This is a genomic window from Parasutterella sp., assembly GCF_057870745.1.
The window spans coordinates 53,226-66,589 of record NZ_DBMALT010000002.1 but is presented as its reverse complement, the minus strand read 5'-3'; the positions used below and the strand labels follow the sequence as shown (position 1 = coordinate 66,589).

The following is a 13,364-nucleotide window of genomic DNA, read 5'->3' as shown; positions in this document are numbered from 1 at the left end:
GTTTATGTCCGAAATTTCTCCGCTGGTTCGTTTAGTTGATGATGACGACGCGTTCAGGGAGAGCCAAAAGCTCTTTTTATCTATGTGCGGGTATGAGGTGAAAGATTGGGCTGATCCGGTTCGCTTTTTGGAAGAAGACGATCCCCGCGTCCCTGGTTGTCTTGTGCTCGATATAAGAATGCCTGAGATGACGGGCCTTGAATTGCAGCGAGCGCTTTACGTACGAGGCAATAAGTTACCCATTATCTTTTTGACGGGTCACGGAGATATCGAAACGGCCGTATATACCATGAAATATGGGGCTGTAGATTTTTTCGAAAAACGCGGTGATCCTCTCAAACTTCGAGACTCTGTTTCCAAGGCTTGCGAAAGATCTCGTCAATACTGGAGGCAGAAAAAAGAAGAGGAAAAGTTTGAAGAAACCTTCAATTCTTTGACGAACCGGGAAAAAGATGTCATTGTGCTCGCAGCCAAAGGGGCGAGCAATCGTGAAATTGCTGATCAACTGGGAATCGGACAAGAAACAGTAAAAATGCATTGTTCAAACGCATACGGCAAGCTGGGGGTGAGATCTCGGTTAGAAGCTTATCAATGGCTTCAGAAAGTGCCCGGAGACGTTTTTAAGGAGAAGGCTCCATGATTTCCAGAAGGAGTTTAATTACTTATTTTCCTCTTTGCGTTTCATCAGCTTACTTGCCTAAAGCCTTCCCGGAAGAACTTGAATGGGACGTGATCGTTGTCGGCAGCGGGATGGCAGGTCTCTGTGCCGCGTTGTCTGCCAAGGAAAATGGTGCAGAAAAAGTCTTGATTTTAGAAAAAGGACCTTTAATCGGAGGACACACCCTTTTTTCCAGCGGGACAATTTCAGCCATGATTAGAGGGGATAAACGACGTAGTAAAGGACTTCGAGACAGCGTCGAGCTTTTCGTCAAAGATGCCTATGAATTAGGTGAAAGAAAAGGAAATCTTGAAATTTTGGAACAAATCGCCCTTTATTCGGAAGAGGGATTGGATTGGTTAGAGGCGAAGGGTGTGGTTTTCGGAGAACCTTTTCAGGCTAAATCCGGCTTGCGCGCACGTGGGTTTGCTATGCCGGGAAATTCAGCAGGCAGAAGTTATGTCATGATTTTGAATCATGCTCGTGTGCAGGAGAATATCCCGCTTTTTCTTGAGCATCGACTTCTAGCGCTAATCCCAATCGCTGAGGGCTGGTCTGTGTTGGCTGACACTCCAGAGGGGGATAAAACTTTTAGAACCAAGTCGTTGGTTTTGGCAACCGGCGGTTCGACTGCTAATGTTTTTAGGCGTCTCGACTATGATCGTCGCCTTGGAATCAATTTAAAAACCAGTGCTAATCCGTGGGGAAATAATTGGGACGGTGCAGACGGAGATGCATTAGATATCGGAGAGAAAATCGGTTTAAAAGTTACTCAGGGGAACGGGTATCAGATTGTTCCTTTTTGGGGCGGTCGGGTTCTTGACTATGCTGGAGGCGACATTTATTTAAATGCTGAGGGAGAAAGATTTGTCGATGAAAATCTTCCATGGCATAAGATCGTAGAGGTCATTTTGGAATGGCCGAAAACTGAATTCACTGTCATTACAGATACGCAGTCCGAGAAAGGAGCGACTCTTGGAGTCAAACTACTGAGCGGAATTGTTAAGAAAGCCTCTTCTATCCGTGAGGTGGCGGTAGGGATGGGAATTCCGGAAGAAAAGCTTCGTAAAACTTTAGATGAATATAACCAATCTGTCGAAGCCGGGAGAGATAAATTCGGTAAAACGGTATTTACCCAGCGGATTGAAAAACCTCCGTTCTATTGGGGAAAAGAAAATATTTATGTCCATACGAGTCTGGACGGACTGAAGACCGATGAAGAGGCTCGTGTTCTTGACAAGGACGGCAGAGTAGTTCTCGGTTTATTTGCGGCCGGAGAGGTTGTGGGAGGTATTTTTGGTAAAGACAGGATCGGCGGAGGCTCGTTGGCAAATTGCTTAGTAATGGGTCGCATCAGCGGTAAAAATGCAGCTCGATCTTAAGGTTTATTCCGTTTTCGGGATAAGACATAAAAAGACCTTGTGTGGATCTCACAAGGTCTTCCAGGACGGTAGAGGAACTCTTATTTAATTTGATCAGCAATACGGTCTGCTGCAAATTTACCGCTGGTTAATGCCCAACCGACATTGGCACCGGCAGGAGAATCATCTCCCATTGTGCCCCCGACCAATTCACCGGCAGCGTATAGATTTCCGATCGTACTGCCATCCTTGCGAACGACATTGAGTTTATCGTTAGTGACTAAGCCGCCCATCGTAGTAGCGAATCTAGGTTTCTGCTCTACGATGTAATAAGGTCCGTGAGAAGAGATTTCGCTCTTCATGTATTGGAGGGGACGGTTAAAGTCAGCGTCTTTCTTGGTTTTTACGAATTCGTTGTAACGAGCAACGGTCTTAGCAAGATTTTCAGCATTGATCCCCGCTTTCTTAGCAGCTTGTTCGAGCGTAGCGCCTTTAACAAAGAGAGGAGACGACTTTCCGTCTTGTGCTAAATACTTATCAGCGTCTTCGTGGAAAACACCTGTTTCGGGAAGGCGTTTGTAAAAACCTTTCCAAGAGCCTTCATCCATAAATACGTAGGCCTGTTTGTTGGAGGTTTTCATCATCGGGTCCAAGATATGGCGATTGCTCGCTTTTTCATTGACAAATCGCTTCCCGTTAACGTCTACTAGGATTCCTGAGTGGTCGAAGGCACCGACGTTGGCATAAATCGTGGATTTTGCTTTTCCGGGAGAGACTTCGATACCGTTTGGATAACGTTTTCCATACTGCATCAGCTGGGTCTTAGCGCCTAAAGACAAGGCCATTTGATGTCCGTCGCCGGTTGAAGAGACAGGCCCATAATACAGGGCACTCTTGACCGGTTCGGAAAGCATTTCTTTGTTATTTCCGAATCCGCCGGTTGTCAGCAGAGTGGCCTTTGAAGTGATAGTGTAAGTCACGCCATTATTATCGACAGCGCGCACCCCTGTGACATTTCCTTTGTCGTCTGTCAAAAGTTTTTGTACACGTGTGTTGTAAAGAACATTGGCACCGTTCTCGCTGATCACTTTCTTAAGATGCTGAGCCATCGTCTTGGCTCCCCCTTGGAATTCCAGCGCGCGTCGATGCGAATACTCCGCAAGATAAGGCAAATCATTTGGAATGAATTTCACTCCGACTTTGTCATGCAGCCAATCGATTGTTTGTCCAACATTATGAGCGTACAAAGACAGCATGCGTTTGTCATTAAGATTATGCCCGTTGGCAAGGAAGTCCTTCATCATGGATTCCGGACTGTCTTTGGTTGAACCAAATTGTTTCTGAAGTTTTGATCCCTGAGCAACGACTTGGCCTCCCGAAATCGCGGCAGCTCCGCCGATGTAAGGCATTTTTTCAACGAGGACTACTTTTAATCCCCTCATTCTGCCTTCGATCGTAGCAGCCATTCCGGATCCGCCTCCTCCGACAACAACCATATCTGCTGACAATTTTTCTTCTTTGGTTTGTTTTTTAGCGATTACCGGGATGAGTTGGTCGGGCTTTACGCCTGCTTGTTCAATGCATTTATTTACCGCAGAGAAAATAGCCTTGGAAGTTATCGAAGCTCCTGCAATGCCGTCGATCTTAGTTGACTGCGCATTAAGAATCTTTTTCGGAAGCTCGGAAGCTGCTACAGTGCCAATTCCTTCGGTTTCCGTTTGCTTAACGATCCGAATGGAATCGATTTTATGCTCTGAAAAGGTTGTTTTGACTACAACGGGGCCGTGAATTCCATCGGCAGAAGCCTCATAAGTCCCAGCTCTAAAAGTGACATCAGAAGCTTGGACAACCAAAGGAAGTGCGGCTAGAAGGGCAGAAGTGAGTAAAAGTTTTTTCATGTGAAAACCTCTTGATAGACAATAGTCAGTCTAGTGAGGCAGCCAGCTGATCGATACCCCTGTACGGGGGAGGAAAAGAGAATTTCTTCTTTATTTTTTATGAACTTTGGCTTTGGCAACTTCGGAAAACAAAAGAGGATTCAGAGAAGAGCGGCTCCTAAACTCTATAGCTAGGCGACAGATATAAGCCAAACTCGAGAAGAGAGTTTTTGTCAGCAGGCAGCAAGAAATCCTATTTGATGTCTCAAAGAAAGAATTTGTTCGATTTAAATCCCTTACTCTTTAACCTTATTTGCTTTTTTGCGACATATTTGTCAGTTTTATTAGAATAAACGTTGATTTAGAAGCAATATCATTATTAGAATTTGAAAATACCATTTAAATAATCAAGATATGTGGTGAAACGATTTTTTTTCCCTGAACGATGCAATCTTACCTAGCGTGCAATCATTGGGAAAACGGCAGGCAGAATCATTGATTCGTCTGTCGATTTTTTTTTACAACTCACTTTTTGTTGAAATAAGATTACTCAAGTTCGCGCCGATGATTTGAATTATGCGATGGCTAGAAAAACTCGTAGCGGACAATGACCTATCGCCGTCTAACCCGAGTTCAGGAAGGCCTCTTCAGTAAAATATCTCCGCTTAATTGCCTCTTACTTGATTGGAAATATTGAATGCGTACCTTAGGAAATATTATTTGGAACATCCCATTTCTAGGCTTTGTTACGGCGGCTCTCGTTTTTCTGATTGGCCTTTTGTTTGTTGTTACGATCATCGCAGCGCCGATCGGTCTAGGTCTCATCCAGTATTCGAAATTTTTGCTCCTGCCGTTTTCCTATGACATGGTTTCTAAATCTGAGATAGACGGCGATGCAAATAAAAATATCCTTTGGCGAACTTATGGATTTATCCTGAAGGCAGTCTACGTCATCTTCTTAGGTATCCCGATGGTCATACTCTCTCTGGTACAGATTGTCTGCTGTTTTTGCAGCATTATCGGTATTCCGGTTGCCATTGTGATGGCTAAATCGCTTGGAACTCTGCTTCAGCCGGTCGGTAAAGTTTGCGTTGATCATTCTGTTGCGCAAGCGCTGCTTGTTGAGCAAGGAAGAAGCCAGCTGGCTCTCAGGAACCGAAAGGAACGGCAGTGATCTGAGTATTCATATGCCGTGGTACCTGAGCAACCGGCGATTCTTTATTTTGTCGACTGTCCAAATAGCCTGTTCGTGCTTAATCTCCGTTAACAATCATTTGCGGATTTTGTAACCGACCTGCAATAAATATGTCGCAAAGACTGCAGCTGCTACGCCGGAGATCGTTACAACGAACAGGCTGACCCAAGGATTGAAGTCGCTTTGGGAGAAGAACCCGTACCGAAATCCGTCAATGATGTAGAAGAATGGATTAAATCTCGACAACGTCTGGAAAACTGGCGGCAGCTGGTTAATCGAGTAAAAGACACCCGACAGGAATGTCAGCGGCAGAATAACAAAACTTTGAAAAGCTCCGGCCTGATCAAACTTATCAGCCCATAATCCGCAGATAAGGCCTAGGGACCCCATAAGAGCGGCGCCCATAAACCCAAAGACCAAAATCCAAAGAATATGGTCCATCGGAGGAGGAGACCAAAGGAACGAAGCAAGCAAAACACCTGCGCCGACGATTAAGGCACGTACAATAGAGGCGCCGATCATCGCTAATGACAGCTCCCAGCCGGCAAAGGGCGGCAGCTGGATAAAAATCAGACTTCCCATGATTTTCGAAGACAACATCGAAGAAGAGCTGTTTCCGAAAGCGTTCTGCAGCATCGTCATCATTACGAGACCGGGAACAAGGAAGTGCAGGTAATTCACGCCGTCAAAAGTCGGCATTTTGCCGGCTAAGACTTGCCCGAACACGAGCAAATACAAAAGTCCCATGAGAACCGGTGCAAAAATCGTCTGCAATGCAATCTTTTTGAATCGGAGAATCTCTTTTTCCAAAAGCGTAAGAAAAGAAGCTCCGGGACGGTAAGGCTGAGGTTCTATTTTGAATTTCATTTAGAGGTAATCCTCATAAAGACTTCTTCGAGATTGGCTTTGCCGAGTTCTAAACCTTCGGGCTCTAAGCCTCGCTTATGAAGCTCGTCGAGCAGGATTCTTAAACCTTCCGGGGTGTCGTAGTTCAGGCAATAGAATCCGTCCTGAAGCTTTTCTACCTGAATCGGAAAGTCCGAGGGCAGAGGAGCCGAAAGGGTAAAAACAACACGGTCTTTGGAGTATTCCTTCAGAAGATCGCGTGTGTTCTCTAAGGCTGCAATGCGTCCGTGATTGAGCATGGCGACATTTCTGCAGAGTCGTTCTGCTTCTTCAAGGTAATGGGTCGTCAGAATGATCGTGTGTCCCTTGCGGTTTAGCTCTTCCATAAAGGTCCAAAGCGAGTGGCGAAGGTTGATGTCGACCCCGGCTGTCGGTTCATCCAACACAATCAGAGGCGGTTTATGGACAAGCGCCTGGGCGATTAGAACGCGGCGTTTCATACCGCCGGACAAGCGCATGACGCTTTCTTTCTTTTTATCGGCAAGATCCAGAACCTCAAGCAGTTCGTTGAGCCACTTATCGTTGTGACGCAGGCCGAAATATCCGCTCTGCAGTCTTAATGTCTCCCATACACTCAGAAACGGATCGAAAGTAATTTCCTGCGGGACGATGCCGATCGCCATTTTGAATTGCTGCCAGTCACGGCGAATGTCGTAACCTAAAACAGAAACGTTTCCGCTGTCAGGCGTTACAGTCTTGGCCAGTACACCGATCAAAGTGCTTTTTCCGGCTCCGTTAGGGCCGAGCAGGCCGAAAAAATCGCCTTGTTCAATCGAAAAGCTGACATCCGAAAGTGCTTTTTTCTGATTTTTACCGGCGTGAAAACTCTTTGAAATGCCGGCAATTCGAAGTGCAGGAATACTGAAATCAGCCACTGAAATTTCCTCTTTAAATTGCTTCACTAAACATAATTATTTTTATGAACAACGAGTTAACTCGACGGAGTAATTGGTTATCAAAAATTTATTTGTATCGGGAGTTTTTAAATTTTTATACATTTTGAGGGTTAAAACTCGGGTAAACGATAATAATAATCGTTTGTATTAAAATTGTCTTAGCGCTAAATTTATTCAAATGATAATCATTATCAATACGATATTTTAGCATTATGCAAGCACAACACACTGACCGAGAGAAAGCAGTCCCGATGTTTAATGCTTTCCAGAGAAGAGTGCCGGACGACATCAGTCGTTGGTTGGCCAAAGTTTCTGAGAATCCGATTGTCGAAGCGTTTCCGGAAAAGATTGATATCCATCCGGGGATGGACAGCTCCATGCTCCTGCCTACGGAAATGCCGGAGGTGCTTTCCGAACTCGTTTCTAAACCTCGTACACGCCGAACCGTTGCCTACATCAACGTTCCCTACTGCGAAACTCGCTGCTTGTATTGCTTGTTCTATATCAAGCCGTATCGAAACAAAGAAGAAAGCAACGCTTTTGCCGATACTTTAATCAAAGAACTTCAGCTTTGGTCAGACAAACCGGTGCAAAAGGGTGAGCCCGTACACGCTGTATATTTCGGCGGCGGTACGCCTACTGCTTTGGAAGCTTGTGATATTGAAAGAATCATCAAAGCCGTTCGCCGCTATCTTCCGCTCGCCAATGACTGCGAAATCACTTATGAAGGGCGTTTGTCCGGTTTTGGAACCGACAAAATGGAAGCCGCTTTGGCCGGGGGCGCCAACCGTTTCTCTTTGGGGGTCCAGAGTTTTGATACGAAGATTCGTCAGGCTGTCGGCCGCCGCTCAGATAAGGAAACCTTGATTCGCCAGCTCGAGAAACTGATGAGCTATGATCAGGCGGCTGTCGTGATTGATTTGATTTACGGCTTTCCGTTCCAGACCTTGGAAACTTGGAAAGAAGACTTACGGATAGGCCGAGAACTCAACCTTGACGGTATCGACTGCTACGAGCTCCGCGTGTTTGAGAAGTCTCCTCTTTATAAATATATTCAGAACGGCAAACTTCCTCCCGGACCGGATCATGAACTTCGCGCTGCGATGTTCCAGGAAGCGGTAAACAGCATGCACGAAGCAGGCTGGAAGCGTCTTTCCATCTCCCATTGGGCTTCAAACACCCGTGAACGCAATTTCTATAACTACTACGCAAAGACCCGCACCGACTGCTTAGCTTTCGGTCCCGGCGCCGGCGGCAACTTAAGCGGTTACGGCTTCATGCAGCACCGCCAGCCGGATGCATGGGCCAAGGCCGTCGAAAGCGGCGTCAAACCGATTGCCATGATGACCAAACCACCTCTGTTCTGGGAACTGGGACGCGCGGTCGCTGAGCAGCTCGAATTGAATTTCTTTAACCCTTCCCAACTGGCTCACGAGTTTTCTGAGAAGTTTGCAACTTTGTGGAATCCGTTAATCGATAACTGGACTGAGGCAGGGCTCCTGGCACCCGTCGGAAACCGTTTTGAACTGACGGTTCCCGGTCAATTCTGGCAGGGCCGCATGACTCAGCACATCCTCGACTACTTCAAATCTCAGACAAAATGACCACTAATCTTACTTTCAAATTGACGGCTGCAGCCGCATTGACTTTTTGCTCGCTCGCACTTCAGGCCGAAGAAACCGTTCAAACCTCTGAAGTGACGGTAACCGCCGGCCGCGTGGAACAGCAGCTTCTCGAAGTTCCAATGGCTGTGACGGTTGTGACTAACCAGGAAATCCAGGAATCTGCCGCCCGCAACGTAGGCGAGCTCCTGGAAGACATTCCGGGCGTCATGGTCAATAACGCCGGTTCTCAGGGCTTAAAGCGCGTTTCCATCCGCGGAGAGGATACCTTCAGAACCCTGACTCTTATTGATGGCCAGAAGATTTCCGAACAGAAATCCATGTCCGGCGCCTCGATTCTGATCGATCCGAGTTCTATTGAGCGCATTGAAGTGATCAAAGGACCGGCTTCCGTGCTTTACGGTTCGGATGCTCTGGGTGGCGTGGTGAACATCATCACGAAGAAGGGTTCTAAGAAACCTTTTGAAGCTGAGGGTTCTGTTGCTTGGAACGGCGCCGGTCACGGTTGGGCAGAAACGATTTCTCTCGGCGGAACCTATAAAGGTTTGAACTACCATTTGGATGCTGGTTATCAGAGCCACGGAAACATCAAGACTCCGCTCGGATACCAGAAAGGTACAGACTTCCGTCAGAAGAATGCTTCTGCTTTCTTGAGCTACGACTTCAATGAGCATTTCACTGCCGGTCTGCGTGCGGATACTTTTGACAGCGACATCAATTCCTCTAGCTGGGAATACGAACAAGACCCGAACAGCGAGTTCTTTGTTCGCATTCCGAAGTGGAAGCGAGACAAGGTTGCACTCTTTGCAGAAGGCAAGAACCTTAACGAATACCTGACCCGTCTGCGTTGGGATGGCTATTGGCAGAAGAACCATAAGAACATGAGAAATTATGTTTCTCAGCCTAATGGACGCATGAAAGTCGTAACGGACTCTCTTGCAGACAATCGCATTAAAACTTATGGAACAAGTCTTCAGGCTGACTGGCAGCTGGGAGAATCGAATTTCCTGATTACCGGTTACGAGTTTGTTCAGGATCAGTTGGAAGCTGATACCTTGGCCAAGACAACTATGGCGCCGATGCTCAATACCGTGACAAACCGTTATGTAAAGGGCAAAGAAACAACCAATGCGATTTTTGCGTCGATGGAAACTTCTCTGCCGCAGGACTTCACTCTGAATTACGGCGTTCGGTACACGTGGGTAGATTCCAAGCTGAGTAAAGCGGTTGGTGTTAAAAACGGATATGCTCCAGGCACGAAGTACAACAATGCGCCGGATGATAAGGTTGGTCAAGTCGGAAGTGATAAAAATAGCCGTCCTGTCTTTAACTTGAGCCTGAATTGGACAGGATTGCCAGATACTTCTTTAAGAGCAGGATGGTCTCAGGGCTTTCGCGTTCCTAACCTTCAGGAAAAATACCTGATCAATAATATGGGCGGGGGTACTATCTACGGGAACTCCAGTCTCAAACCGGAGAAGTCCAACAACTTTGAAGTTGGAGCACGTTATGCCGGAAGAGCAGTAGAAGCAGACTTTGCTCTCTTCTATAACCTTGCGGATGACTACATCTCTACTGAGCATTTCAACTCCAGAGAATATAGGTACGTGAACGCAGATAAGGCTAAAACCTTCGGTGCCGAACTTTCCGTCAACTTTAAGCCGACGGACCACTTCTTCCCCTATGCCAGCATGACTTGGCTGCGCAGAAAGACCGAATGGGGCAACGGCGTCTCAACCTATGATTCCGGAGTTGCCGGGTTTACGGCCCGCTACGGCGTGAAGACAGAGTTCGAAGTCTTTAACGGCCGCTGGAATACGGATACGTATCTCAGAAGCAAGACGGCATCTAAGTCTTATTCGACATCTGCTAATGAGACGACCCGCGTTGCCGGTTATACAACGCTTAACTTTGCGACCACTTATCACTTCGGTCCGCAGAAGCGTTACATGGTAAGCGCTGAGGCCATCAACATTACGAACCAGCTTTATTCGTACGGCGATTCGATCTACGAACCCGGACGCCATTTCAACTTCAAGCTGAGCGCGAAGTATTAAGCGGTAATAAGGATTCATTTCAACGGAAAACAACATGACGGAAATGACATTGGAGAGAAAAGAAAGCCGCTCTTGGCTCAGAAGGTTCGGTGACCGCTGGGGTGCTCGTGACCTCGTGGTGATCGGAGTTTTTGCCGCGACCGCAAAACTCTCCACGGTTTTAATCGCTATGGTGGGCGGAGGAATGAATCCTGTCAGTCTTCTGCTTAAAAATGTGGTTTTCACCACACTGCTGGTGATCATGCTTTACAAAGTGAGACAGCCGGGAACGCTGAGCCTCTTTGTTATCGTGAGCGCGCTGGTGAACTTCCTGCTCTTGGGCGGAAATGTCACACTCATTCCGCCCATGCTGGCAGCCGCTTTAGTCTCCGAAGCAGTGATGAAGTTTGTTAAAAGCCTTGGCTGGAAAGGCGCTGTTTTCTGGGGCGTCGGCTGCTTTGACTTCCTCTCCAAAGGATTGTCGCTCGCCGTTTCCTATCTCATGATGCGCGAATCTCCGGCCCTGATGGCAGTAGTTCTGCCGATTGTCCTGATCGGTTATGCCGGTTCTTTGATCGGTCTTTACACCGGTTACCGTTCTATGAAGGAATTAAGACATGCAGGCATCGTCCGCTTCTAAGTTCGATGTTTTAACGCGGCTGGATGTTCGCAGCAAAATGTTCATTGCCGCCTTGGCGGCAGTGATGACGATTGCACTTTCTTCACTGAATTCACAGCTGCTGCTTTTTACAACATCACTGCTTTATCTGTTTGCACTCGGCCGCTACAAACTGATTTTTGTGAGCTATGCCGTAGCGCTCCTTATGATGGCGCTGTCCGTCGGATTTGCTTCTATCTTGGCACTGTTCATTCCTTCTATGGGAAAAAGTTTGGAACTCGGCTCTTTGTGCATTCCGTTCCTGAGAGCCCTGACAGTGATGAACACAATTCTGCCGATGGCCTTTACAGGAAGACTGCAGAACATCTTGAACGGCCTTCAGCAGCTGAAGCTCCCGTTCATTATTTATCTTCCGGCCGCTGTGATTATTCGTTTTATTCCGACGTTTGCCGGCGATGTGAAGCAGATCTGGGAGTCTTTGAAGATAAGAGGTTTCAAGATCAATCCGTGGCAGTGCACGATTCATCCGATTCGTACGACGCGTCTTTTGTTTACGCCGCTTCTCTTCAGAGCGCTCAAAACCAGTGACGAGTTGGGCATTGCAGCTGAACTCAAAGGTCTTCATGCCGGGAGTAATTCGGGTTCTATGCACAGAAGGAGATTCGGGAAGCATGACATCGCAGCCATTAGCCTTGTCCTCTTAATCTGCACGGGAGCAGTTTTACTTCAAATTTACTTTCCTACCGACATTAAGGCGGCAATGAGATGATTGAACTGAAAAACGTCACTTATCGTTATCCGTTTTCCGACAGAAACGCGCTCGAAGATATTTCTTTGACCGTTCGTCCCGGCGAAGCCGTACTTTGCACTGGCGTATCCGGCTGCGGTAAATCCACCTTAATTCGCCTGATCAACGGTCTTTGCCCGCATTATTTCGGAGGCGAACTTAAAGGAACCGTTCGCGTCGCAGGCCAAAACAATCAAACGCTGAAACTGCACGAGATCAGCAGCCGGGTTGGCACACTCTTTCAGAATCCGGAGAGCCAGTTCTTTGCGCTCGGTGTGGAAGAGGAAATGGCATTTAAGCCTGAGTCCAGAGGTATGCATCCCGATAAGATCCGTGATCTCATCGCGAAGACTTCTCAGCGCTTCGGCTTGAATTCCGTTTTAAAGAATACGATCCATGAACTTTCTCAGGGACAAAAACAGAAAGTCGGCTTGGCTTCCCTGATGATGGAACCGCTGCAGGTCTTGATTCTGGATGAACCGACAGGAAACCTCGATCCGGAATCTACGATGGATTTGGCCGAGGAGATTCTGCGGTTAAAAGAGAAGGGCGTTGCTGTCCTGATTGTCGACCATCGCTTGTACTGGTTAAAAGACGTTGCTGACCGCGTCTGCGTGATGGAAAAAGGAAGAATCGTCCAGGAGGGCACTTTTGATGATCTCAGCGACGAAGTCCGAGAACGCTACGGATTAAGAAAAGTCGATGTTGAAGATAAAAGACACGAACTTCTGTCGTTGTCCGAGGGCAAAGAAACCGTAATGAAGGTCTCGGATCTTTCGTTTGCTTACCCGAGAAAGCCGAAGATTTTTAACGGCACCGACCTGGAACTGCGCAAAGGTATAACAGGGCTTTTCGGCCCGAACGGTACCGGCAAAACGACTTTGGCCCGGATTCTCACAGGTTTAAATAAACCAACCCAAGGGACACTAGAAATAAGAGGCAAGAAGGTCAAACCTCAGGAATGCCTTAAGCATGTCGCGGTGGTTCTGCAGAATGCAGACCACCAGCTGTACATGCGGACGGTTTTTGATGAACTTCTGACCAGTCTGGAAGCGGCCGGTTGCCGCGGCGGCAAGCAAGCCGCCGAGGAGCTGATGCAGCTTTTTGACCTGACAGAACTCAGAGATCGTCATCCTCATTCACTTTCCGGCGGGCAGCAGCAAAGGCTCGTGATTGCCTGCGCGTTTGCCAAAAAACCGGACGTGATTATTTTGGATGAACCGACAAGCGGCTTAGACGGAGCAAATCTTCATCGAATTGCCGGAGCCTTACGACAGCTTTCTGACGAAGGCAAAGCCGTTCTTGTCATCACTCATGATTTGGAGCTCGTGGACATGGTGTGCGACAGCGCGATCCGACTCCCGCTTCAAAAAACAAATCTTTCAGCAACTCTTCAATAAATTAGAT

Annotated in this window: 11 protein-coding genes; 8 read left to right on the top strand and 3 right to left on the bottom strand. The window is 47.4% G+C overall.

Translation table 11 applies throughout. The features are described from left to right. The first annotated feature begins 4 nt into the window (after positions 1–4). Both ACZND6_RS01110 and ACZND6_RS01105 read left to right on the top strand, forming a co-directional pair. Entirely contained in the window at positions 5–640 is a 636-nt protein-coding gene (locus ACZND6_RS01110; protein WP_008864234.1) for a response regulator transcription factor, read from the top strand. Further along, a complete protein-coding gene (locus tag ACZND6_RS01105) occupies positions 637–2,040 on the top strand; it encodes an FAD-dependent oxidoreductase (RefSeq protein WP_290064667.1) in 1,404 nt (467 codons plus the stop codon). The genes ACZND6_RS01110 and ACZND6_RS01105 overlap by 4 nt, the downstream gene beginning before the upstream one ends. 80 nt (positions 2,041–2,120) lie before the next feature. Here ACZND6_RS01105 and ACZND6_RS01100 read toward each other — a convergent pair whose 3' ends face one another. Further along, complete coding sequence (locus ACZND6_RS01100) at positions 2,121–3,917, bottom strand: FAD-dependent oxidoreductase (protein ID WP_489524304.1); 1,797 nt, start codon at positions 3,915–3,917, stop codon at positions 2,121–2,123. Positions 3,918–4,593: 676 nt separating this feature from the next. On the opposite strand from ACZND6_RS01100, the gene ACZND6_RS01095 reads away from it, so the two are divergent. Further along, entirely contained in the window at positions 4,594–5,070 is a 477-nt protein-coding gene (locus ACZND6_RS01095) for a YccF domain-containing protein (protein WP_489524303.1), read from the top strand. Between the two features lie 96 nt (positions 5,071–5,166). On the opposite strand, the gene ACZND6_RS01090 is transcribed toward ACZND6_RS01095, so the two are convergent. Both ACZND6_RS01090 and ACZND6_RS01085 read right to left on the bottom strand, forming a co-directional pair. Further along, positions 5,167–5,958, bottom strand: a complete 792-nt coding sequence (locus tag ACZND6_RS01090; RefSeq protein ID WP_336299129.1) for an ABC transporter permease — start codon at positions 5,956–5,958, stop codon at positions 5,167–5,169. Further along, on the bottom strand, positions 5,955–6,872 hold the full coding sequence (locus tag ACZND6_RS01085) for an ABC transporter ATP-binding protein (protein ID WP_287531673.1): 918 nt from the start codon (positions 6,870–6,872) through the stop codon (positions 5,955–5,957). Before ACZND6_RS01085 ends, ACZND6_RS01090 begins: the two co-directional genes overlap by 4 nt. Positions 6,873–7,105: 233 nt before the next feature. On the opposite strand from ACZND6_RS01085, the gene hutW reads away from it, so the two are divergent. The 5 genes from hutW to ACZND6_RS01060 are packed head-to-tail and all read left to right on the top strand — an operon-like array spanning position 7,106 to position 13,357. Next, entirely contained in the window at positions 7,106–8,497 is a 1,392-nt protein-coding gene (gene hutW / locus ACZND6_RS01080) for a heme anaerobic degradation radical SAM methyltransferase ChuW/HutW (protein WP_418572148.1), read from the top strand. Continuing rightward, entirely contained in the window at positions 8,494–10,572 is a 2,079-nt protein-coding gene (locus tag ACZND6_RS01075; RefSeq protein WP_302178933.1) for a TonB-dependent receptor plug domain-containing protein, read from the top strand. Before hutW ends, ACZND6_RS01075 begins: the two co-directional genes overlap by 4 nt. 34 nt (positions 10,573–10,606) lie before the next feature. Continuing rightward, positions 10,607–11,191, top strand: a complete 585-nt coding sequence (locus tag ACZND6_RS01070; RefSeq protein WP_270208436.1) for an MptD family putative ECF transporter S component — start codon at positions 10,607–10,609, stop codon at positions 11,189–11,191. Next, entirely contained in the window at positions 11,169–11,939 is a 771-nt protein-coding gene (locus ACZND6_RS01065; protein WP_270208437.1) for an energy-coupling factor transporter transmembrane component T family protein, read from the top strand. Before ACZND6_RS01070 ends, ACZND6_RS01065 begins: the two co-directional genes overlap by 23 nt. Beyond that, the gene (locus ACZND6_RS01060) at positions 11,936–13,357 is read left to right on the top strand and encodes an ABC transporter ATP-binding protein (RefSeq protein WP_418572144.1); all 1,422 of its coding nucleotides are present in this window, start codon (positions 11,936–11,938) and stop codon (positions 13,355–13,357) included. The genes ACZND6_RS01065 and ACZND6_RS01060 overlap by 4 nt, the downstream gene beginning before the upstream one ends. Positions 13,358–13,364: the final 7 nt, after the last annotated feature.